The sequence below is a fragment of the Paenibacillus tuaregi genome (genome assembly GCF_900086655.1).
Lineage (GTDB): Bacteria > Bacillota > Bacilli > Paenibacillales > Paenibacillaceae > Fontibacillus > Fontibacillus tuaregi.
The window spans coordinates 2,704,415-2,727,055 of record NZ_LT575476.1; the positions used below are offsets into that span (position 1 = coordinate 2,704,415).

Annotated in this window: 26 protein-coding genes; 4 read left to right on the top strand and 22 right to left on the bottom strand. The window is 42.3% G+C overall.

Annotated elements, in window-relative coordinates; translation table 11 throughout:
• Nucleotides 1–115: 115 nt before the first annotated feature.
• The 3 genes from BN6628_RS12470 to BN6628_RS12480 all read right to left on the bottom strand — a co-directional run bounded on the left by BN6628_RS12470 (nucleotide 116) and on the right by BN6628_RS12480 (nucleotide 3,648).
• Nucleotides 116–625 carry a GNAT family N-acetyltransferase gene (locus BN6628_RS12470; protein WP_068622256.1) on the bottom strand — a complete coding sequence of 170 codons (510 nt, stop codon included), beginning with the start codon at nucleotides 623–625 and terminating at the stop codon, nucleotides 116–118.
• A 68-nt stretch (nucleotides 626–693) separates the two neighbouring features.
• Nucleotides 694–2,175 carry a sucrose-6-phosphate hydrolase gene (locus BN6628_RS12475; protein ID WP_068617860.1) on the bottom strand — a complete coding sequence of 494 codons (1,482 nt, stop codon included), beginning with the start codon at nucleotides 2,173–2,175 and terminating at the stop codon, nucleotides 694–696.
• A gap of 51 nt (nucleotides 2,176–2,226) precedes the next feature.
• A complete protein-coding gene (locus BN6628_RS12480) occupies nucleotides 2,227–3,648 on the bottom strand; it encodes a PTS transporter subunit EIIC (RefSeq protein WP_068617862.1) in 1,422 nt (473 codons plus the stop codon).
• 127 nt (nucleotides 3,649–3,775) lie between these two features.
• Here BN6628_RS12480 and BN6628_RS12485 point away from each other — a divergent pair, with 127 nt between their 5' ends.
• A complete protein-coding gene (locus BN6628_RS12485; RefSeq protein ID WP_082926891.1) occupies nucleotides 3,776–4,591 on the top strand; it encodes an AraC family transcriptional regulator in 816 nt (271 codons plus the stop codon).
• 6 nt (nucleotides 4,592–4,597) lie between these two features.
• Here the strand turns inward: BN6628_RS12485 and BN6628_RS12490 are convergent, their stop codons facing one another.
• On the bottom strand, nucleotides 4,598–5,113 hold the full coding sequence (locus BN6628_RS12490; RefSeq protein ID WP_082926892.1) for a TetR/AcrR family transcriptional regulator: 516 nt from the start codon (nucleotides 5,111–5,113) through the stop codon (nucleotides 4,598–4,600).
• Nucleotides 5,114–5,259: 146 nt separating this feature from the next.
• Here BN6628_RS12490 and BN6628_RS26840 point away from each other — a divergent pair, with 146 nt between their 5' ends.
• Both BN6628_RS26840 and BN6628_RS12495 read left to right on the top strand, forming a co-directional pair.
• Complete coding sequence (locus BN6628_RS26840; RefSeq protein ID WP_262363155.1) at nucleotides 5,260–5,394, top strand: hypothetical protein; 135 nt, start codon at nucleotides 5,260–5,262, stop codon at nucleotides 5,392–5,394.
• Nucleotides 5,391–6,362, top strand: coding sequence for an alpha/beta hydrolase (locus BN6628_RS12495; protein WP_068617866.1), 972 nt, complete (start codon nucleotides 5,391–5,393; stop codon nucleotides 6,360–6,362). Before BN6628_RS26840 ends, BN6628_RS12495 begins: the two co-directional genes overlap by 4 nt.
• Nucleotides 6,363–6,592: 230 nt before the next feature.
• Here BN6628_RS12495 and BN6628_RS12500 read toward each other — a convergent pair whose 3' ends face one another.
• Complete coding sequence (locus BN6628_RS12500; RefSeq protein ID WP_068617868.1) at nucleotides 6,593–6,964, bottom strand: hypothetical protein; 372 nt, start codon at nucleotides 6,962–6,964, stop codon at nucleotides 6,593–6,595.
• Between the two features lie 92 nt (nucleotides 6,965–7,056).
• Nucleotides 7,057–7,290 (bottom strand): hypothetical protein, encoded by a 234-nt coding sequence (locus BN6628_RS12505; RefSeq protein WP_235847632.1) that lies wholly within the window; start codon nucleotides 7,288–7,290, stop codon nucleotides 7,057–7,059.
• A 176-nt stretch (nucleotides 7,291–7,466) separates the two neighbouring features.
• Between BN6628_RS12505 and BN6628_RS25655 the strand changes: the two genes are divergently transcribed.
• Nucleotides 7,467–7,571, top strand: coding sequence for a cysteine-rich KTR domain-containing protein (locus tag BN6628_RS25655; protein ID WP_235847731.1), 105 nt, complete (start codon nucleotides 7,467–7,469; stop codon nucleotides 7,569–7,571).
• Between the two features lie 121 nt (nucleotides 7,572–7,692).
• Here BN6628_RS25655 and BN6628_RS12510 read toward each other — a convergent pair whose 3' ends face one another.
• The 16 genes from BN6628_RS12510 to BN6628_RS12585 all read right to left on the bottom strand — a co-directional run bounded on the left by BN6628_RS12510 (nucleotide 7,693) and on the right by BN6628_RS12585 (nucleotide 22,621).
• Nucleotides 7,693–8,268 (bottom strand): dihydrofolate reductase family protein, encoded by a 576-nt coding sequence (locus BN6628_RS12510; RefSeq protein ID WP_068617872.1) that lies wholly within the window; start codon nucleotides 8,266–8,268, stop codon nucleotides 7,693–7,695.
• Between the two features lie 234 nt (nucleotides 8,269–8,502).
• The gene (locus tag BN6628_RS12515) at nucleotides 8,503–9,252 is read right to left on the bottom strand and encodes an ABC transporter permease (protein ID WP_068617874.1); all 750 of its coding nucleotides are present in this window, start codon (nucleotides 9,250–9,252) and stop codon (nucleotides 8,503–8,505) included.
• Nucleotides 9,249–9,998, bottom strand: a complete 750-nt coding sequence (locus BN6628_RS12520) for an ABC transporter permease (protein WP_068617875.1) — start codon at nucleotides 9,996–9,998, stop codon at nucleotides 9,249–9,251. Before BN6628_RS12520 ends, BN6628_RS12515 begins: the two co-directional genes overlap by 4 nt.
• Entirely contained in the window at nucleotides 9,995–10,708 is a 714-nt protein-coding gene (locus BN6628_RS12525; protein ID WP_068617878.1) for an ABC transporter ATP-binding protein, read from the bottom strand. Before BN6628_RS12525 ends, BN6628_RS12520 begins: the two co-directional genes overlap by 4 nt.
• 92 nt (nucleotides 10,709–10,800) lie before the next feature.
• Nucleotides 10,801–11,814, bottom strand: a complete 1,014-nt coding sequence (locus tag BN6628_RS12530; protein ID WP_068617879.1) for a HAMP domain-containing sensor histidine kinase — start codon at nucleotides 11,812–11,814, stop codon at nucleotides 10,801–10,803.
• Nucleotides 11,811–12,488: a response regulator transcription factor gene (locus BN6628_RS12535; protein ID WP_068617882.1), complete on the bottom strand. Its 678-nt coding sequence runs from the start codon at nucleotides 12,486–12,488 to the stop codon at nucleotides 11,811–11,813. The genes BN6628_RS12530 and BN6628_RS12535 overlap by 4 nt, the downstream gene beginning before the upstream one ends.
• 109 nt (nucleotides 12,489–12,597) lie before the next feature.
• On the bottom strand, nucleotides 12,598–13,491 hold the full coding sequence (locus BN6628_RS12540) for an alpha/beta hydrolase (protein ID WP_068617883.1): 894 nt from the start codon (nucleotides 13,489–13,491) through the stop codon (nucleotides 12,598–12,600).
• 359 nt (nucleotides 13,492–13,850) lie between these two features.
• Nucleotides 13,851–14,471 (bottom strand): copper amine oxidase N-terminal domain-containing protein, encoded by a 621-nt coding sequence (locus BN6628_RS12545; protein ID WP_068617885.1) that lies wholly within the window; start codon nucleotides 14,469–14,471, stop codon nucleotides 13,851–13,853.
• Nucleotides 14,472–14,675: 204 nt separating this feature from the next.
• On the bottom strand, nucleotides 14,676–16,328 hold the full coding sequence (locus BN6628_RS12550) for a DUF4179 domain-containing protein (protein ID WP_068617886.1): 1,653 nt from the start codon (nucleotides 16,326–16,328) through the stop codon (nucleotides 14,676–14,678).
• Entirely contained in the window at nucleotides 16,321–16,845 is a 525-nt protein-coding gene (locus BN6628_RS12555) for an RNA polymerase sigma factor (protein WP_068617888.1), read from the bottom strand. The genes BN6628_RS12550 and BN6628_RS12555 overlap by 8 nt, the downstream gene beginning before the upstream one ends.
• A gap of 284 nt (nucleotides 16,846–17,129) precedes the next feature.
• Nucleotides 17,130–17,585 carry a MarR family winged helix-turn-helix transcriptional regulator gene (locus BN6628_RS12560; protein ID WP_068617890.1) on the bottom strand — a complete coding sequence of 152 codons (456 nt, stop codon included), beginning with the start codon at nucleotides 17,583–17,585 and terminating at the stop codon, nucleotides 17,130–17,132.
• Nucleotides 17,585–17,995: an SRPBCC family protein gene (locus tag BN6628_RS12565; RefSeq protein ID WP_204249255.1), complete on the bottom strand. Its 411-nt coding sequence runs from the start codon at nucleotides 17,993–17,995 to the stop codon at nucleotides 17,585–17,587. Before BN6628_RS12565 ends, BN6628_RS12560 begins: the two co-directional genes overlap by 1 nt.
• Nucleotides 17,996–18,131: 136 nt before the next feature.
• Nucleotides 18,132–18,884, bottom strand: a complete 753-nt coding sequence (locus tag BN6628_RS12570) for a MerR family transcriptional regulator (protein WP_068617893.1) — start codon at nucleotides 18,882–18,884, stop codon at nucleotides 18,132–18,134.
• Nucleotides 18,859–19,785: a DUF2268 domain-containing putative Zn-dependent protease gene (locus BN6628_RS12575; RefSeq protein WP_068617895.1), complete on the bottom strand. Its 927-nt coding sequence runs from the start codon at nucleotides 19,783–19,785 to the stop codon at nucleotides 18,859–18,861. The genes BN6628_RS12570 and BN6628_RS12575 overlap by 26 nt, the downstream gene beginning before the upstream one ends.
• A 126-nt stretch (nucleotides 19,786–19,911) precedes the next feature.
• On the bottom strand, nucleotides 19,912–21,672 hold the full coding sequence (locus BN6628_RS12580; protein WP_068617896.1) for an ABC transporter ATP-binding protein: 1,761 nt from the start codon (nucleotides 21,670–21,672) through the stop codon (nucleotides 19,912–19,914).
• 238 nt (nucleotides 21,673–21,910) lie between these two features.
• Nucleotides 21,911–22,621, bottom strand: coding sequence for a GDSL-type esterase/lipase family protein (locus tag BN6628_RS12585; RefSeq protein ID WP_235847633.1), 711 nt, complete (start codon nucleotides 22,619–22,621; stop codon nucleotides 21,911–21,913).
• Nucleotides 22,622–22,641: the final 20 nt, after the last annotated feature.

The window sequence follows — 22,641 nt, forward strand, 5'->3', positions numbered from 1 at the left end:
ATATCCTGTTTCGCCCAACTTCAGCATTAATCTGATAAATTGTAGGGTAATTTACGGTGAAACCAAATTATGAACAATAAGGACTTTTATGAAGTAGCGCCATGCTATCCTCATTTCAGACCCAATTGAGAACCTCTTTTTCCATAATAAAATCATCCATGACAAATCCATTTCCAATATCCGAAATTTGTTCCCGCACAGTCTGGAAGCCTTTTTTCTCATATACCGCTATACTGGAGTTGTTATTACGATTGACTGTTAGCCAAATATGACTTAGGTTTCGATCTTTACACAGCTTCTCCAGGAATTCCAACGCTTGGCTGGCATAGCCGCGTCCCCTATATTCCTTAACTATATAAAACTTGCTTAGGAAGAGCTTCCCCTCTTCTTGTCTGAGCGAAATATATCCCACTGCGGAGCCATGGTTATGGACCAAGTAATATTCATAGCCCAGATGATGGATCTGATCCGTAATCGCTCTAACAGATTGGAACTTTTCAATCATGTAATCAATCTGCTCGCTTGTAATAATGGAAATATAATACTCATGCCATATTTCTGCCGCCAATCGGGCAACCTCAGCAGTTTGTTCAGCTGTGTTCACGCGTGGGAACATTAGTTTCATAACATGTGCCTGCCTTTCTTGGATCTGTCGCTTTATTCTATCAATAAGAATATCATGAACTATCTTAGTTAGCACTTTGTTAATTTCCAATAATCTAGTTGAACAGCGCTGTCTCCGTCAGTCGATTCAATGAATAAATAATTCTGATCTTCATTTGGAAATATTCGTCCAGAAGCGACACTTTCCCCGCCATTAATAAATATTTCAATCGAGCTTTGATCCACAAAAATTTGTAGTTTCGTTTCGTTACTAATAGTGCAGGGAATGGTTCTGGTAGTTCCATACTCTTCAGCAAATGAGGCTCCTGATTGACTTCTATCAATTCTAATTTCATTCGCATTTTTATCAACTTCAATTAATGTTCTGGCTTCGTTCTGTTTATCTGCTCGAATTCCTAAGCTTAATTTAGTCGATTTCTTAAATTCAATAGTTACTGCTAACTCGAACAATGCCCCTGTTTCCAGCATAAAATATTCGTTAGTATTTATTGTCTCATGAAATTGTTTATGATCATATCTTAGCTGTTTTAGTTCCTCAATAGGCTGCTGAATTAGCTTTCCTTCCTTTATGTTTAATTCTCTTGGAATGGTTAAACAACCGCAGTATCCAAATTTCTCCGTGGGATAGTTGATTTCCGGCAATCCCATCCATGCACTCAAAATTCTTCTTCCATCTGGAGAAATCATGGTTTGTGTGGCGTAGAAATCGAATCCGAGATCTAATTCATGAAATTCTCCATGATTGAACTGTAGACTTTCCCGGTTAAGTGGATCGCCAACTAAGTAACCAGTTTGGTAAATATTTTGATATTTATCTCCCTCTGCTGTAAGTCCTTGTGGGGAAAAAATCAATACGCCTTGGTTGCCTAATTCAAAGTAATCCGGACATTCCCACATATATCCAAACTGGGTGAGCTTCGTTTGTATTTCTCCTAGCGCATCCCAATGGATAGCATCATCTGATTTGAGAACCATGCACGTACCTGTTTTATTTTCTCTTTGAATTCCTACAATTGCGTAATAAGCATTTTGTTCTTTCCAAATTTTCGGATCGCGAAAATGATCTGTGTAACCTGGTATTAATCCTGTAAACCCAGGGGTTTTGTTCTTGCTAATCCTTCCGTCTTTGTCCATGGTTGCAGTCATTTGATAAGGGATTCTAACCCAATCCTTGTCTCTTGTATTCCCTGTATAGAAAATGAGTAATTGGTCGTTATCCTCTATCGCGCTGCCAGAATATGCTCCATGGCTATCATAGACAGAATCTGGTTCGATGCCTGGGCCCAGAGCTTCCCAATGCACTAGATCTTCAGATATCATATGGAACCATCCTTGATACCAAACCTCTGAATTTCCTACATATCGAAGCGGAGACCATTGATAGAATAAATGGTATTTTCCATTAAAATAGCTCCACCCATTCGGATCATTCAAGTATCCGCTGCTTGGCTCAATATGAAAGTTTTGTCTGTACAAGCTGCTTTTTGGTGTCAGTTCAGCAGTTTTAATTAAAGATATCGGTATGTCAGAATATTTCTTATATCTCATCATGAGTTCTATTTTTGCACCGCCTTACGTTTTGTGCTAGTTCATTTAAACTCTTCAAATAGCGTCAGATTTTTTTCGAGTTAGGCCTATGATATATGAAAAAACAATGCCTAATCCAACTGCAATCAAGTGTGCAATAACAAAATGAAGATAACCGTTATTCGCTGGATCTACAATCGTGAAGCCTGGAAGGCCTGTTGTTCCATAGCCAACGGAAGTTAGTTTTGTGAAGTACACATATGCACCACTGATTGCCCCAGCAATACACCCTGCCAAAAGTGGGAATCTATATTTTATGTTAACGCCAAACAATGCCGGTTCTGAAATGCCAAACAGTACAGACGTAAACGCAGAAATACTGATTTCTCTAGCTTTTTTGTCTTTCAAGTTTAGTATCATATAACCTAAGACAGCTCCGCCCTGCGCCACTAACGCAACTGACATCAAAGGGTTCAAAAAGTCTCTTTGTGTGTTCGCTAATAACTGCCCTTCAATCGCACCGAAGGTGTGATGTAACCCTGTAATCACAATAAGCTGTTGGACTCCAGCGAAAATCATATAGCCAAATACTCCGAAATTTTCTGCCATCCACAGCAAACCATTGGTTATTCCATTGCCTAACATTCCACCTAATGGACCAATGACGGTAAAGAGTAAAAGAGAGGAAATCAGAATGGTAAGCATTGGATTGAGAATGAACTTTATAATATCTGGTAATAATCGATTAAAGAACTGGTCTAACCAAGCAACAACGTAACCAATCATTAAAGCAATAATGATTCCGCCCTGGAATCCTATCAATTGAATATTGAGTCCGAAAAGATGGACTGTTTCAACATGGGCATTTCCTTGTGCAGCAGCAAAAGCATCTGCTAAATTGGGATGAACCATGATTGCACCAATCGCTAAACCTAAAGCTGGTCTCCCCCCATATCGTTTTGTGGCCGAGTAAGCCACGATCATGGGCAAGAATGCAAAGATTCCTGAAGAAGAAATGGAAATGATTCGGTTTAAGCCTGCTATAGCAGGATACATCTCAACTATAGAATTAGCCCCGAACAAACCTTTTGTAGACAATAAGGAAGTTAATCCCATTAATAGCGCAGCTGCTAAAATACAAGGCATGATTTCAATAAAAACGTCTGAAATGGACTTCAGAAACCGTTGAAGCGGATTCATTTTTTGACTGGATGAGCTTTTTGACGGTGTTTGATTCTGATCGATACTTAAGTAGTCCATAAGCTCTTCACATACCCCATTGACCAATCCTGCACCAAATATGATTTGCAGCTGGTCTCCAGCAACAAAAGCCCCTTTGGCCAGTCGGATATCTTCAATCTTCTTCAAATCGGCCTTATCATTATCCTTCAAAACTAACCGTAATCTCGTAGCACAATGTGTTACGCTTTGAATATTATTTTTTCCACCAACGTATTTTTCAATATCTCTGGAAATATCCTCATATTTCTTCCCCATAAAATTTGCCCCTCCTTTTGCATGTAAGCTCTTTCAGCTAGGTTTCATTTTACGCGCGTTTGGGATATCATTAAATGGAGAAATGTAGACAATGTTAATTTAAATGTTACGGCTGTGGGGGATGCTAATGCGATACTTTTTTAATAATCATCATGAGAATAGTCAGTTATATCTCTACTCAGGAGGTTATGATCCAACAGTAAAGGGGCATACATATGGCCCAACTATAAGAAGTGGTTATATGATCCATTATGTCCATTCCGGAAGAGGGATTTTCACTAGCGAAGGAATAGAATTTCAACTTGAAAAAGGGGATTTTTTCTTTATTGAGCGTAATAGAATTGTAAAATGCGTGGCAGACTCAACCCATCCGTGGGCTTTATATTGGATAGGATTTCGTGGTGAACTCGCAGCAGAATATCTAAACAGAACTTCCATATCAAGATTTAATCCCATATTTAATATAGACAAAGCATCTGCCATTAAAGATAAGTTAAGTGAGATGATTGAACTTTCTTTTATAAAAGAAGACAATGATCTGTTATTAAATGCAAAGTTATTAGAAATTTTGTATCATTTAAGCGTCCTTTTCCCTAGCGAAGAAAAAGGCAGTAACGCAAGCAAGAAAAATACGTTATTCGTACGAGCTTTGCAGTTCATTCGGAATAACTATGAAACGGACATACAAATTTCCGAACTTGCTGCTTCCTTAGCGATTGACCGGACTTACTTACATCGATTATTTAAGAAGGAATTAAATATGAGTCCTAAAGAATACCTAACCGAAGTGCGAATCAGAAAAGCTAAAGAGCTGCTAGCTAATACGGACTCTCCCATTAATACGATTGCCCAGTCCGTTGGATATGAAGACCCTCAACAGTTCGCCAAGATATTCAAACAAAAAACGAATCTGACTGCTTCTGATTATAGAAAAAGTTTCTGATGGAAACTATTTTTGATTTAGATCACGATTTTTTAGTAGTATAGTCATTTCTTCGGAAGTTTCCTGCATCCCTCTAGCAAACCATTCTTCAATCCATCCAAACAGTCCATAAGAAAAATAAGCTGCCACATATGCACCGAAGTTTGGATATTCCGGTTTCGGTCCGAAGAGCTCTTTGAGCATATCCTTCAGAAGATAGAACAAGTTTCTTTGACTAAGAAGCAGATAGAAATCTTTGTTTTTACTAAAGTGTCCAAACAAACTACCCAGAATTTCATCTTCAGAAGTACTTCCACTCTCTTGAGATTCCGTATACCAGTCACCTATAAGTTTATAGAGATACTCTTTTAGTACATCTTCTTTTTCATCATAATTCCTGTAAAAGGAAACGCGGCTTACTTGTGCCGTGGAGGTAAGATCACTAATTGAGATCGACTTAAGCTCTTTTGTTTTCAACAAATCAAGAAGTGAATTTGTAATTCGAAGCTTCACATATGTGTTTTTCACCTTTTTATCTGCCACGTTACATTTCATCCTTTGTGTATCATTTTCTATTGTTGTATTGATTCTGATATTAACCAATGATACATTTGTTACGCAAAAAAAGATACATCTGTTGCATGTCAAAAGGGCTGTTCTGATACAAAAACGAAAAGGAGATTAACGAAATGACACTTATACAAAAACGCATCGTCATTCTGATTGTAGTTATCATCGTAGCTGCCGTTTTGGGGCGGCTTGCGGTGCGAGCATTTTTGAATTTTATGCTCGGAGGTACACTGTTCGGAGGTAACTTCCTATGAAAAATAAAGAAAAAGGCAGGAAAAGAGTATTATGGGGATTTATTTATGTATGTGTTTTCGTTGTTGCATTTGCCGTTTCTGCAATCATCAAAATGACATACAATCCACTGTCTGGAGAAATGCAGGTGAACTGGAATGATTCCGTTGGTCGTGTATATACGGATATCGCATATGGCGAAAAGGAGAAGAACAAATTTGACCTGTATGTTCCTGCGGATCATACAAAGAAAACCTACGGTCTTGTGGTATATCTCCATGCAGGAGGTTTTACATCCGGTGACAAAAGCGATGACGCCGATATGCTGAAATGGCTCTGTTCAAAAGGCTATGTTGCCGCAGGTATTAATTACACGCTGCGTGACAACAATAACTCTAAAACCAGCGTTTATACCATGTCTCAAGAAATCAAAAACAGTATCCCCGTTGTAAAAGCAGAAGCGGAAAAATTAGGCTACAATCTCGATAGAATGGCTATCTCCGGTGGCTCGGCGGGCGGGACTCTGGCATTATTGTATGCTTACCGTGATGCGGATACCTCTCCTATTCCCATTAAAATGGTCTTTGAGATGGTCGGGCCGTCCAGCTTTTATCCAGAGGACTGGACTACCTATGGTTTGGATCAGAGTCCAGAGGCAGCAGCAAACTTATTCAGCGTTATGTCTGGTAACACCATTACAACAGATATGATTGGAACGCCAAAATATGAGGAAGTAATCAAAGATATTTCACCGTATATGTGGATTGATAAAAATGCTGTACCTACGCTGGCTGCCTATGGAAGATACGATAAGGTATGTCCGTTCGGAACAGTAAAACATCTGGTTAATGCATTGGAGAAAAACAATGTTCCCCACGATTATATCGAGTTTCCCCATTCGGGACACGGTCTGCAAAATGACACTAAGCTTTCTGCAAAATATATAGAAAAGATAAATGAGTATCTGGAACGGTATATGGGAAGTAAATAAAACAGATTGAAATACGCTGTCCTGTTTGTGGCAACAAAACACATGATAGAATTTAGACGGGAATATTGATACAACAAGTATATTGACGAGAAACTCTTGATAATAAAAGTAGGCCAAAAATAATTATTCGGCCTACTTTTCTGCAGTTCCAAACTAGAACACACAATCTTGGTTACCTATCCGTCAGTATGCCCCGCTTGGGCGTGACGCCGAATGTTTTGGCTAAGAGCTCAATATCTTTTAGAAGCTATATTCCACTTCATAAATAGATTAATATCATTTATAGAATCCAATATTCTCCAGTGATATTCATGATTCTCACGGAATTCTCTAAGTACGATTGGTTTAACGATGTGTTTTTCCAACTGTCCTTTTGTTCTTGCAATATATGCAAGTCCTAAAACAGCGTTGGCTCTAACGACAGAGGATTCATGGCTTGCGAGTCGAATGCAAACGTCTTGGGCAAATTTCCAATTAGGGTGATTCTGTCCTACGGAAAGGGGCAAGGTTAGTAGCTCTTCATGCTGATCTCTATTCAGAATGTCTATCACTTCTTCAGTTGAGAGGTCATCGAGTGGTTTATATATTCGCTTTTCGTTCATATATCTCATCCTATCCTTGACTGAGTATATTCTCCTTAACATTTCCACTTGCTGTTATCTATTTATTGTTGTTCCTCGACAGAAACGAACAGCTATATTTGCAGCTTGTTCAATCCCTTTAAAAGAATGGTTGTTTTTTGTACATCTCCGCCACGATCAATATACGCAGACCATTTGGGGAAAATTTCTTTGAAGAATTCATTTCCTAAATCGGTTAAATCAGAGCTTCGCAGTTCCAAGTCGTCCTTGAGCGAACCATCCTCATAGAAAGGTTCTATAACAATTAACTTGTGCTCTACTAAAAAATTCATTAGTACCGTTGTCATTAAAGTAACTTGCTGTCGATAAGACAAGCTCTTGCAATTCTAGGCTATATTGGGCCTTGCTACAGATAATGATTCTAATATTTTTTCCGGTATCCGTTATGATCAGATTGCTGCTTCTCCAACTGAATCTTATCTTCAAATAGTCTGTTAAATATTCCTCCGTCTTCTCCTAATTGTTGAGAATAAGCAATTCAATATGGGAAGTAAATATAACAGATTGGATACGCTGTCCTGTTTGTGGCAACAAAACCCGTGACAGCATTAAGGAAGAAACTCTATGAAAAGCTGATCTTCTCTACTATCCAAAATGTGAACGGGAAACTCAAAGCAGCCGGCTTTTGGGTCGGCTGCCTACAAATGTCTTCATTGAGCTATTCGCGTAATTTACTTTTGGAGCCAAGGTCATCTAACCGTCTGGTAAACGAGGCCTATGGCTCCAGAATCAAAGGTCTTGTTCTCGATAAGTTTAAGATTGATCTTCTCCTTGAGACCTTGGAATAACGGCAACCCGCTGCCGATCAAAATGGGAGAAACCGTAATTTTATACTCATCTATTAAATCAAGCTGCATAAGGTAGTGTGCGAATCTAGGACTGCCGAGGATGACCATATCCTTGCCTGGCTGCTGTTTGAGGTTCTTGATCTCTTCCTCGACATTTTCTTTCACCAGTCTGGAATTGTTCCATTCGACTTTCTCCAGCGTCGTGGAAAAAACAATTTTGGCTGTCTTTTCAATCCACTCGGCATGATTCCGTTCATGCTGCGAAGCTGATGGGTTCGAAGGCACAGAAGGCCAGTAACTGTGCATCATCTGATAAGTCCCACGTCCCCAAATGACAGTGTCGGCAGTACTCAGAATTTCTTTCGCGTGTTTCTCCAAATCAGCATCGTAGGAAATCCAGCCAATGTCCATTTCACCGTTCGGTCCTTCTACAAAACCGTCAAGCGATGCGTGCAAAAATAGAACGAGTTTTCTCATCTTCAGTTCTCCTTTGTTCATGAGGGATATCTACATTAACTACATTATAGGACATTTCAACTTGGATTGTTTCTTACGGATTGCTAATCACAAATGGAGTATTTTACTAACTAGAAAAAATCCTTCCTTTGTACTCTGCAAAACTGGCCGACAGCTTAAGGAGATATCAATTTTTAAATTGATTCGACACATATCTAAAGGGTAGCACCCCTCATACTTCCTGTGAATCTAAACTTAGGCATCTCTTTTACAGTAAAATACAATAGCTATTATTATTAAGATCAGTGTCCATAATATTAAAATACCAGTCCCTTGCATTGGTGTAAGGGCATTTATCTCATTAGAGGAAGGTGGCATATACATATAATATCCTGCCGTATCCGGAAAATATTTAGGTAAAGAATCTCTCGTCAATGGACTGACAGTGAAATAATAACCAAGCAACACCACTAAAGCAGGGGTGGTTCGTCTTATTAAAGCACCTATAGCTGCACTGAGAAGTGTGGTTAAGGTTAGGTAGCCTGCTGCTCCTGCTAAGGTTTTTATCATTGTGTTTATTTCAGCTACTACTGCTGTGTCTCTCATCATAATAAAAGTATATAGCACGCCTGAAGCAGCAATAATAAACGCCGCGGGAAGGGTTATAATTGCCAATGCCAAATGCTTGGCGGATAATTGAAGTCCACGCCAAGGTATCGCAGTTAAAGTAGTTCGAATCTGCCCACCAGTATACTCCGAACAAGTAGCTATGATCCCCAGGATAATGAACCCTGCTTGAAGATATCCCATAGAAGCAAGTCCTATATTCAGTATACTTTGCGTTCCGGCTGCCCCTTGCAGACCAATAGAAGTAAAAGCTGCGGCTAAAACTAAATTAAGAATGAACGTACCCATAAGAGTGAGCCATATCAATGGTAATGTAACTAATTTATCCAGTTCAGCACGAAGGATTGGTGTTATCTTTCTACTAGTAGAGACACTCATGATGCAACGTCCCTCCTATGGAATACAATAGCTGCAGCAATGAAAAAAACGACTACCCAGCCAAATAAGATTAACCCCCCTGTGAACGGGGGATGAAATCTGTCGTTCGTAAACATAAACAGTTCAAGGCCAGCTCGATCTGGTAAGTAAAACGCCAGCTTTGTAACCTTAGAAAGCAGAACGCTAAATGAAACCAGGGATGAATTTATGAGGAGCACAGTAAGCGGGATCATGCTATTCTTAGTTAGAACCGTAATCCCAAATGCTAAAAGTGCGGTCAATGTCCAGTAACAAACTGCACCAATAAGTCTGGATGCTTCAAATGCAGGGGTGTATTCACCAAGAATAAGATGAGTTGCCGACACAGTTGTCAGTATAGCAACCATACAGAGCAGTAGGCTGATTACAGTCACAGCGCCTGCTTTTGCCAGCAAAAAACGAAGCCGGGATGAAACAACAGTTAAACTTGTTGTAATCTGTCGTCCTCCACCAGATTCACTGCTCTCTGTCAAATATTCGCTACTGACAGCAAGCACACCAAGAATAATGACACCTTGCACGCCAAGACCTAATCCAATATAGCCAATTTCCGATAGCCGTGTGCTAACTCCAGCTATAATCTCTTCTTTTTCTGCTATACTGTCCAAAGCAGCAATGACCGCTGGGGCGAATGCTCCAATAAGAAAGGCAAGCCAAATGCCCGGCAGAGAGAACAATTTAGATAGTTCCGCCTTGAATGCTCTCATACCACACCACCTGCACTTTCAGATGTCAGGGCAAAAAAGGCTTCCTCCAGCGTGGAATGGGTACCTATTACTTCTTCCAAGGTTCCATCTGCAACGATCCTCCCATGCTTAATAATCACTACATCATCCACAGTCTCTGCAAGCTCCCCCATGAGATGACTGGATAGTAACACCGTGTTTCCAGACTCCGCCCGTTCACGTAAGAATGTCCGAATCCACCGAATTCCTTCCGGGTCAAGTCCATTTACAGGTTCATCTAAAACCAATATTTTTGGATCACCAAGCAGCGCAGCGGCTATTCCAAGCCTTCTCCCCATACCAAGGGAGTAATTCCCAACCCTTTTGTCAGCTGCATTCGTAAGACCTACTATTTCCAGAACTTCCTCGACGCGTGAGCGGGACAATCCCGCGGCATGAGCAATCCAACGCAAGTGTGCCCGTCCTGTTCGCATACGATGAGCTCCAAATCCATCAAGTGCAGCACCTATTGTTGTTAGAGGATTATGTAATTCTGCAAATGGCTTTCCATTGATTAATGCACTCCCTGAAGTGGCGCGATCTAATCCTAGCAGGATGCGAAGTGTTGAACTTTTACCTGCCCCATTTGGACCTAAAAAACCAGTTACTCTACCTGGTCTAGCTTTAAAGCTGATCCCTGATAAGATTTCCACAGTTCCGCGATGTTTGACTAAGTTATTAATGGTAAGCAACCATAACACTTCCTTTCTGTTATGGTTCTAATTATAAAAAAGCAAAGTTACATCTCGGGTATCAGCCTGTTTACTTCTGGGTTAACTTTAGGTTAAGCTCTACCAATCGTTACTCTTGTGCCATGTGCATTTGATGTAAAGTCAGCTTTCAGTTTCATTTTTTTCAACATATAATTGGAAGTCGATAAACCTATCCCCGCTCCACGCTCATAGGGAGAGTTATCCATACCTGGACCTCTGTCTGCAACAATGATCTGTTCTTTTTCTACATCAACCACAATGTTTGCATATTTCCCCTCGGCTGCATGGCGAACAACATTCTGAAATAAATTATCCAGAACCCGTGTCATCCATTTAGGATCTGCTTCCCAATAAAAAGTCTGCTCTGTCGGTAAATCAACATCTAGCTGAATTTCTTGTTCTTCAAATACAGGATACCACGCAGCAACAGATGCTCTTACTAAACGTCCAATATCTGTTGAAGTGGGATGAAAAGGATGTTTTCCTGATGTAAGCAATGTATAGGAAAGTAAATCATCCATTAGATCTCCGACTCTTGTAATCGTATGGTTCATTTCTGTTAATGAGTTGTGCTCTTCCAAACTCATGGGTTCTTTATTTAATTTGGTGATATGTCCTCTTAGAATGGTAAGCGGCGTTCGTAAATCGTGAGATAAATTCGCAATGAGACGATGTCGTAATAATTCCTCTTCATATTCCCGCTTGCGGCTGTCTTCAAGCTGCTGAATCATCCAATTAAAAGAGCTTCCTAACTGGTCTATTTCATCCATACGATCACTTTGGACAGGCACTGGTTTAGGAAATGAGTGATTATGAGCTGAAAACGACATGACTTCCTGTAAGCGTGCAAGACGTTTACGAAGTCTCAAGAAGAACAGCCAAGATATGACAACAAATGAGACAATAATAAAACCAAATATAAGCAGTGTGACGTAAAATTGATTTAACGTATGGATATTCAGATCTTTTTCATTGATAGCAACCCCAACGAACGCAGAGAAGAAAAGAAGCACAATTGGAGGAAAGAAGATAACTAGAAATTGTCCTTTTATAAAACGACGAAATAAAGATCTAGTCTGTTTCATAGTTTCACCCGATAGCCTATTCCCTTCAGCGTTTCAATAATCTCTGGGGAATCTGGACTACGTTCCAGCTTTTGACGCAGACGAGAGATATGTACCATTAATGTTTTGTCTCCAGTGAGATAAGGTTCTTCCCAAATGGCTTCATAAATTTGTTCTTTCGGTAAAACTTGATTAGGATGACGTAAGAAATACATTAAAATTCGATGTTGTTTCCCTGTCAATATAATTTCTTCTCCTGTGCGTTTGTCAAATACCATTTGGGCTTCTGGATCTACCTCAATATGATTTCCTAATGAAATGCGTTCAGTATGTATTCCGCCACTTCGCCGGATTAATACTTCTAATCTTGCAACTAATTCATCCGTATGGAATGGTTTCGTTAAATAGTCATCAGCAAATTGTAAACCATCGACCTTATCATTTACCGATGTTCGGGCAGATAATAGTAAAATAGGAACAGCAGGAGCTGCCTTTTTTAATCGTTTTCCCACCGTAAATCCGTCTAAACCGGGTAACATGATATCCAAAATTACGATTTGATGCTGATGTACTTCTTCTTCGGCTCCTTCACCAGAAAGCAGCCACTGTACTGAATATCCCCGCTGTTCCAATTCTTCTTTTAGCAGGCTGCCTATTTTCTCATTATCCTCAATATATAATATGCTTCTGTCCAAGTAACTTCCCTCTCTCTAAATGGGTTCCCTATTAGACAGATTAACACACAACACACACAATCCAAAAATTGGTTTCTTCTTTAACGCTGTCTGACTCGATCCACTCACCTTAATTAAAATTCTTTTTAACAAAGTTAATGAGTTTGGATTTTAGTGCATCACCATGCTCTCCTTTATGGTACATATCTGTTCCATGATAACCACTCTCATCCACAATTAGCTCTTTATCAGTTGCTCCAGATGCTTGATATAATTTGCGCACTTCTTTTTCAATTGAGCCTCCATAATCGCCAGGTGAAAAAACAAACAAGGATGGTGCTTTAATCTTTTTGACACTTGGAATTGCATCGTGGGGCCCACATTTTGCAGGAGAAGAAAGAATAATGAGCCCCTCAATAGGCAGCTCTTGACGAACACCTGCAATGATTGCTGTACTACCTCCACATGATGCTCCTGCCAAAAATACTTTCTTTGCACCCAATCGCTTGAGTTCGCTTAAGGCTGCATCTGCATCACGATCTATAGGTTGATTATCCTCTTGAATATTCTGTGAGGCACCGTGATTACGATATTCAGGAATAACGACCAGATATCCACTTTCTGCCAGCTCCGTTCCCATGTCAAGAAAAGAGCAAATGTTATAACCTTGCTCGTGTGCAAGCAGGACTCCTTTATCTCCGCTGCCAAGCACAAGTGCTGACAGATACACCCCATCGCTGGTTGTCAATGTAGTTGCTTTATCGTGCAGCTTATCAGGAACACAACTATTCAAAAGATGCCCGCTAGAAGACTTCACCGTACGATCCGGCCAGGCAGGTTCATACTCAACCGGTGGGTTTGTTGGGATGTTCGGCACTTTGGCTGGTGGTGTTTTCTTAACGACGTCTGTTGCTGGGGCCGTATGTTGAGGTTGATTAGATGAAGATGAGCATCCTCCCAGAGTGAGCGCTGTTAAAATCGTTACTACTGAAACCAAAACGATTGAAAAATACTTTTTCTTCATTTTTTGAACCCCCGTGTACTTCGATTTTTCTTATTCAAAAATATATATATATCCATTTTTAAATGTCGTATATTTAAAATAATCCCGAGATATCATCATTTATTAATCAAATTGTCAATAAATTGTCTCCGAGTTTCAATCAGTTAGATATCTATCTAATCGGTAATCGGGCCAAGATAAACAAAAAAGCCGCAGTTTATGCGACTTCCATTGTATATATGTTTCTTCTCACCTGACAATATAGTAACAGTGCGTTTCTTTTGCTGTGATATTGTGAATAAACCGTGGTTAAGGAGTTCTCGTGAATTAACCGATTTAAGGGAGAGTCCAAGGGGTCTCTCCCTTTCTAGTTTAAAATATTAAATTGAAATTTTGAGTGAGTTACTGGAAGAGCTATACTCAATCCTTGCGCCTAGCCCCTTGGCAAAAATTTGCACAGGAACATAGGTAACACCCTTAATCACTTTTGGGGCTGCACTAGCTATGTCGGATGTACCGTTGTAATAAACAGTTTTGCTCCCAATAGTTAAAGTAACCTTGTTACTCGTTTTAGTGACTTCAATCGTTCCACTATCTTTGTCGTAGGTAATTTTCGCTCCCAAACCTTCAGCAATTTCACGCAAAGGGACAAGGTTTGTGTTTTGGTATATCACTGGCTCACTTTTAAAGCTGATCTTTTGACCATTTATATATACCTTAAGTCCAGAGGATTTGTAGGCAGGTGTTGTTGATTTGCGTGTAGAGCTTTTTGAAGATGACTTGTTTTTACTTGTATTGGAAGACGATGAACTTCCCGAGGATGAATTTCCTCCATTGTGATAGTGATATTCCCCATATTCCAGTCCCCATTTTGAACAATTCGTCCAGCAAGTATGGCCTCCATTTGCATCTGTTCTACCTGGATGAGCAGAAACTATTGATGCGCTTGGTAAAACTAATAATACTGCTAGAGTACCAGTAAACACTCTCTTCTTTTTCATAGCCAAACAACCCCTTATAGTAGTTTTTCGTATTTATGGTAGCATACTCCATTCAAATAGTCCCGTCACATAAAATAACCCGCCATAGGTTCTGGCGGGCATACAACATTAACCTTTCAGCGGAAGAAGCAGTAGAGACAGATACACTTTTCTATCGCAACTCACACATGTTTTTTTGTTCAGAAAAAAGCTGCATCTGATACGTTAGCGGAGGTTCAACTCCACTCTAGCCTTGGGATCAACCCACTGGTACAAGAAAGGATTCAGTTTCAAGTCGCCCTCTGGTACATTGACGTAGCGTTCGGTTTTGTGGTTGGTCCCATTTCCTCCTGGAGGATTCGGGTTCATTTCGGGAAACTTTCTCTCACCTTTCATGTCAAGGTAGCTTTGAGTTATGCCCCCAAACGATGGATCGCTGGAGGAAGACTCCACAATCAGATCCTTACCTTTTTTGTAATAAGTAAACTCAACCGAAGTGCCATGTAGCTCCGTCTTTACCGTCTTTCTTTCGGCTGCAGGCTGAACCAGTTCAAGTAAATGATTTTTGTTGGCGCGCTCCTGAACCTTTTTGCCGGAAAGAATCACTTTGACGGGCACGTTGCGCCAATCCTTCTGCTCGTACCACTGCGGGAGCTCGAACCTGCGGTAGAAGCGGCCATCTTTCGTCGTCCAGAAGCCCGATCCGCTGTCCATTTCGCGGCCGTCAACTATGAGTTTAACCGAGTCATAATTAACCAGGGGAACACCAGGTTCAGGGAAACGCCCCCCCTCTTCGTACATAAGCCGGATTTCGAGAGGGGTAACCACCATTTCCGTGAACTTCATCATGGAATCATTGGCATCATCCGTCGGATTCAGCTTAACCGCAAACATGGCCTGAGCCGCTTTTTTCCCGTCGGCTTCGAAGGCGAAGTTCCAGCGGCCCTCTTTTCTTCCGGATTCCTCAAGAGCAGAGAGCTCGAAACGCGCCTTTTTAAGATCGGCATCCGAGATTTCAAAGTTGCTTTGGCGTACAATCACGTTCGGATCCTCAGAAGGGAGAACAGCCGCGTACATTTCTTTAATAACCTGCCCACCTGAGGTCAGTACAAGATGCGGATTGGCCACAGCCTCTAAATTTACACCGCTAAGCTTATACCGTACCGTGAAAACGTTGCCTTCCCTGATCACCGATGTCATTTCGACGGAAGACACAGGGGTACCAGAAAGCGCTGCTTTCTTGTCCTGTGATTCAACTGGAATCAGATCCAGCGGGAAGCTGCGGTACTGGTAGAAGACTACGTTCTCCAGAGTAAGCTGGTAACTCTTTCTCTCTTCCCCAAGCTTGTTCTGTACTGTGGCCAATCCGAACAGACGCCCTTGGCCCTGCTCCTGCTTGAGCTGCACTTGTATATGCTCCGCCTTATTCTTGCCTTCTGACAGCTCCGACCTCTCGAACTCTATAGCATCGTAAGCAGGAAGACCGGAAACATTCATGGTCAGAAGCATGTTCATCCGCTGGTCATCGGTTGCCACTCCGTTCAAGGTAACGGGGATATCTCCGCTTGTGACTGTTTGATCAAGACGATCTCCTAGCCCTTGCTCAATAGCGTTAAGCGAGCTTCGGCCATTCCATAAGCTGTCCCAGCTGCCATTTACGGCTGCCATAGCCGGAAGGGCCGCCAAAATAGAGACAGAAGCGACCAGTACAAGCACTTTCTTCTTATGACGAGATATCCCCCGATGGGAAGCACGCTCTTGTTGATTCTTCTGCACGAGCTGTGCTTCGATCCGATTCCACATGGCCTCATAATCCGGCTCCCCGTCCAAAGGTTGGCGCCCCATCCGCTCCAGATTCCCTTCCATTGATTTAGTCAAAACACTTCTCTCCCTTCCTATTGTAGCTTTCCTGTGATTCCATCTTTTTTCTCATCAGCGCTAACCCCTTATGGATTCTCGATTTCACGGTGCCGAGTGGAATCTCCATTATTTGAGCTACTTCTTCCAGACTGAGACCATTCCCATAACGGAGTGTGAGGGCCGTACGAAGTTTCACCGGCAGCCCTTCTAGCAGTTGAGCGAACTCATTCGACTGCTCCTGCCTCACTACCTCGTCCTCCGGCTGCGCCGGCATGGACGGCTTCATGAGGAAGACGGAGCGAATCTCCTTATGGGCCCCTCGCTTCTTCCGATTGTAATGATTCCGGCACAGGTTAGCCGCAATGCGCAGCAACCATGCCTTTTCCTCGGTTACCCGGTTCCGGTCCTGTCCAAAGGCTTTAATGAACACTTCCTGGCAGATATCCTCGGCATCGGCTCCGTTATTTGTCATGTACCGGCAAAGCTTATATACATCCTGCTTGTAAGCCTCGAACAGGTCCCTGTTACTCTTCATCCTTAAAACACCTCCATCCGTTCTTCTGTAAATTCTAGATCAACGGTCTCCCAGTGAAAGCTTATTAGGAGGAGTTATTACCGTCTGATATATGAACAAATAACAGAGGAAAAAGGTTCATTAATTAACTAATGCTACGACCATATTCACGATTTTTAGCTCTTCGCTATCTTATTTCTTACTTGTAGTAATAGTTTTCCTTCATACATCTACCGAACAAACAAAAAAAGCCGCTTAAATAGCGACTTTAATGGGAACATGTTGTTGTTTCTCCATACTTTACTTCATACTTCATTGGCATTTGCAATCATTCTTAGATGATCTTTAAACTGTGCCAATTCAGGCTCTAATGTCCCAAAGAACTCAGCATCTATGGATTCAACAATGGGTATAGCTTTACTGATAATTTCTAAACCTTTTTGGACAATTTCAATGGAATTGGCCCTTGAGTCTATTGGACTTTGCTTTCTACTTACAAGTTCATTTTTCTCAAGTGTACGGAGTATTTGTGAAACTGTCATTACATCAATCTCTGAAACGCTTGAAATTTTTGCCTGCGTTATATGTTTTTCAAATTGACTTAAGTAGTTAACAGTACATAACACAACAAACTGAGGATGAGTTATTCCTAAATGGCTTAAAGCTGACTTTATTCTACCATGCCACTTATTGTATGTTTTAACAAACAACAATCCAGTTGATTCATCAGCATTGTTCTTAAACATTGAGTTGAATTCCATTAAGCTTCAACTACCTCTTTGAATTTCCACAACACTTTTGGGAAATCTGAAAAAATTTCAGTCAAAACATTTAATGCAATTTCATTATCCTCATCAGAACAAATTGAATGCTTTACAAATAGTTGTCCATCTTCTTCCGTGATATCATGACAAAAATAAAATGTTCCTGCGTTCGGAATGGAATACATATCATAATAGACCTCGTTCTCAATTATCTTTGATAAAACAAAATCCATTGCTGGCCTGCCCTTCAATTTCATTCGGCCGGTAGTGCCAGTTTTTATTTCCGCATCATATTGAAGATCTTCTAAGTCTTCCTCCCATAAGACACGCTTTTCTTTGTCAACATAGTGTTCCCATATTTTCTCTTTTGGTGCATTAAAAGCAATCTTAATACCAAGTTCCATCATTAAAACTCCTTTTATAAGTGTACATATAATATGTATACTTATAATATTGCTTCACCCAAGTAATGTCAATAAAAAAGTCGTGCCTCTAACGATATAACTGGTAAAGCCCCGCCATTTTGACGGGGCTTCATTGTTCTCAATCCGACTGAGATATATGATGCATAATAGCACGATATAGAAAATCTGCGAAATTCTCATTGCCATATTGATTAAAGTAGTTATTGAATCGTGCATCGGATTTATAAGTATCGGCAATGCAAGCCAGCAGCTCTGTATCACATGGCATGAACTGCATGAGGATTTTTTTCCACTTCTCAATTAATCGCTGAACTTCATCGGAAGAAGGAGGCCGATCCATACAAGACGCAAGTTGCTTGAATACTTCCTCCATCGATCGATAACGTTCATCTATCTCATCTTGGGATAGTTTATCCATTGTTTCGTTAAACACTTGATACGCTTCTGTTTCACCATAAATGAATCTCGCCTCATTTGCGTATTGTTCTTTTAAAGGTAGAACGGAAGAACTGTTGAAGATTTGTAAGTGACTGATATCACTGCCCGAAACGTATTCTTCGAGGGCTATCATGATGGTTTCTAGTCTTTGCTTTTTCGATAACAAGGTTTGGCTGTGCTTCTTTAATAATTGTTTCTGTTCCTGCCTGGTCAGCTTTAAAATGTCCGCAATTTCTTTCAAGGAGAAATCCAATTCCTTTAAGAATAAAATCGTTTGAAGTTTTTCCAAACTGCTTCGATCATACAAGCGGTACCCTTTTTCGGTCAGATATGTCGGTTTAAATAAATCAATCCGATCGTAATAATGCAAGGTCCGGCTTGTAATGCCTGTAATCCGAACAATATCTTTAACTGCTAATAGTGGTTTCTTCATCCCAAAATCCTTTTACTTCGTCTAGTATTTGCGCAGCTGGTGTGATTGTGGCCTCAAAAATCGTTTTTCCTGTTTTTCTTAAATAATATTGGATTAAATAATAGCCGCATGCGTAGCCAGCGCTGTAAGGCATATTAACCGGTTCAAGGTTTTGAAGCTTTGCGATCTCATCTCCGTAAAGATACGGAGCAAATTGATCAAATCCTGTTAATTGCAGTTGATCTCTAAGGACAGGCTTGATGCGCTTGTTAAGTGTGTCTGCGTTTGTTCTCGTTACCCAAGGGCCGAGGAATTCTTCGCCAAACATGAACGTAGCATAGTTTTCAGCTAATCCTTCACTTACAATGAGCTCGCCCAAATTAACGGTGTGATCCCACTGAATAAATTGATATCGCACATTATGGTTGCATTCGTGCGCCAGCGAAGCCTTCATTCGGGGAATCGTATACTCATTTGGCAGGAGTGTACCCCAGATAAACCCCGGAATGCCCCCAAAGCCGCTATATCCTTCGTTGATAACCAAGGCACGGCTTTCCGGATTCCCTAGCTGAATGGTAAACAAATATTCGGATACAGGGAGATTAATTCCCTGCTCTATAAATAAATGTAGACTTTTCCTCACAGCATGCTCACACTCTGACCAAAATGTCTCGGACGAAATCTGCTCAATCTCTGCCGAAATCTGAGGGGTAATCTGATCAGGGGAACGATGCATCATGTTATTAAACGAAATCACGTCAAAACCATTCGTTTCTTCAGCTTTAAAAGGGATCTGCTGAATTTGCCATTGCTTCATAAAGGGAGCCATCATTTCGTTTCTGAATAATTCAAGCTTTTCATCAGGCGAAGCTTGGGCAACCTTTTGATAAATGTGGTCTGAACGCAGCGTTCTTATATTCATTTCTCTCACTCCTATTTATTAGATAGAGAGAATTATGCGCTATGACCTAACGTCATAGTCAAGAAGTTTTTAACCCAATACTGAAAGTCAGACATATGGTGTTCCATCAGATGTCGTGATCAAGAATTATCCCGTCCCCATGATCGCTTGCGGAAACTGCTTGTCATACAGTGCTTTGTACCGTCCGGCCCGGCGCAGCAATTGTTCGTGATTGCCTGCCTCTACAATCTCCCCTTTCTCCAACACCACAATCTGATCCGCGTTGCGAATCGTGGAGAGACGGTGCGCGATGACAAGGCAAGTTCGTCCGGGCAGCAGCCGAGCCAGCGCCGCTTGAATAAGCTGTTCGGACTCGGTGTCGAGCGCCGCCGTCGCCTCGTCTAAAATAATCAGGCGTGGATTTCGCAGCAGCGCCCGTGCAATCGAAAGCCGCTGCTTTTGCCCACCCGACAGCTTGACGCCTCTTTCGCCGATCAACGTATCATACCCTTGGGGAAAAGCTTCAATGAACTCCAACGCGTTTGCCGCTCGAGCCGCTGCTACGATCTCATCTTCTGACGCATCCGTTTTGCCGTAGGCAATGTTGTCCCGGATCGTACCATTGAACAGAATCACGTCCTGGGACACTATGCCGACCTGCCGACGCAGCGAATCCAAGGCCACTTGACGGAGCGGATGCCCGTCGATAAAAATTGTCCCTTTCTGCACATCATACAGACGAAGAATAAGATGCGCAATCGTCGATTTGCCGGAGCCTGATGAGCCGACCAGTGCCGTCACCTGATTCGCTCGGATGTGCAGATGGAAATCCTGCAGCACCGGTGCATTCGCTTCATACTCGAAATACACATCATCGAAAAAGATGTCTCCCTGAATCGTAGGCAGTACAGCCGCGTCCGTTGAACTGCGAATGAGCGGCTGCTCCTTCAAGAGCTCGTAAATCCGTTCATACGCGGAGGCCGATTGCTGCACCCGGCTGACGATGCGACTGAACGAGCGAACCGGCCCTTGCAGCAGGCGCAAGTAAGCAAGAAAAGCCACGATGTCGCCAACCGTAAGCTCCGCCCGCATCACCTGCCAAGCGCCGAATAACAGTACAAGTGTCATGCCAACAAAATTCAGCAGCTCGATGATCGGAGCGAACAGCGTGGACAGCCGCGAAGCGGTCACCGTATCGCCCCGGCTCTCTTCGCTCCAACGAATGAATTGTCGCTCTGCCTCGTTCTCGGTGGCGAACGATTTGATCATCTGAATGCCGGATAGCGTATCCTGAAGATGATTGCTCGTTTCGGCGGAACTCCGGCGTACGCGCCGGTAAGCTGACTTGATGCGACCGCTGAAATAACGCGACGTAAAGAACAGGAAAGGGAATGTTGCAATGACCAGCAGCGCCAGCTCCCCATCGACATAGAGCAAGAAGCCGCACACGGCGATGAATGTGACCAGATCGGCCGCAATTGACAACGTGTCTGTGGACATTAACTCCTGCAGTTGATTGACGTCGCTTGTGAGCCGGTTCATCAGATCGCCGGTACGATTGCGCTCGAAAAACTGCAAGTCTAAGCTCAAGGTGTGCCGGTAGAGCAAATTCCGCAGCCGCATAATCGCCCGCTGGCTCACCAGTGTCATCATGAAGCCGCTGCAAAATCGAAATACCCCCAGCAGCAGCGCGGCGCCGATCATATAACCTCCTATCTTCAGTAAGGCGTCATAACGACGGTTGGGAATCAGCTCGTCGAACACGATTTTCGTAAATTGGGGAATCCAGAATTCTAGTATGGAAATCGCCACAAGCGCCACTGCCGCGAGCAGGATTAGAGGCCATTGCCCCCTTGTGTGAGCCAGCAGCTCCCTGAACATTTCCGAAGAGGGTTGTCTCTTGTTCATTTTGCATCACCTGCATTTCTTTTTCATATAGTAAGATTATCTAACTATTTGTTTGAAAAAATTATCCTCCCTCATCCACCCTTGCCTTCATCGATTGATGCAGCTTCTTCTCCCCTTTCTCGAATACTTTATGCTCTTCGGCGTCTCAACCGGTCAAATTAGTTAGATAATCTAATCACTATTGCGAAATTGATTATAGTCCAATCCCTCCACTTTTGCAAGAGGGTGCCCATCCGTCCTATCGCTGTGGAAGCAGCGGACGAAGGGCATCCGCCCAGAGTTGATACCCTTGCTCCGTCAAGTGGCAGAAGTCGGACGCCATTTGCTGTGTCAGCGTACCGTCCGCCTCAAGCAGCTTCAGGCCGATGTCAACAAAGGCGTAATTGCGTTTCTTGGCTAATTCCGCATACCTGGCATTGATTTCTGCGATCAATGTGCGGCGGGGATGGTCCGGCTTCTCCTCACGGGGAAGTACAGCCATGATGACGATTGCTGCATGCGGCACATGGACATGAACGCGGTCGCAGATCGCCCGCAGGCCCTCCGCAATTTCGTCCGGATCGTTGGCGCGGGCGTTCACAGTCTCGCTCGTGTTATTTGTCCCGATCAGAATTACAACTGTTGTTGGGTTTAGGCCGGTCAGCTCACCGTGATCGATTCGCCAGAGCACATTCTGTGTTCGGTCCCAACCAAAGCCGAGATTGAGCACTCGATAAGAGGCGAATACGGATCGCCATGCCTCCTTCGCCCCTTCTATCCCCTCTGTCTGCGGATCGCCTCCCCAGAAATGGGTAATGGAATCACCAATCAAGACAACTTCCGGGTTGATCTTATCCTTCTCCCGCAGCACCTGTTCGTGGCGCTCCCACCAATCGTAGCAGTCCTCCTCTAGCTTCGGCACGGGAATAACTGCGGTGTTGACCTTGGCCGCATCGTTCATATTTGCCATCGAAGAAACCTCCAGTAAGC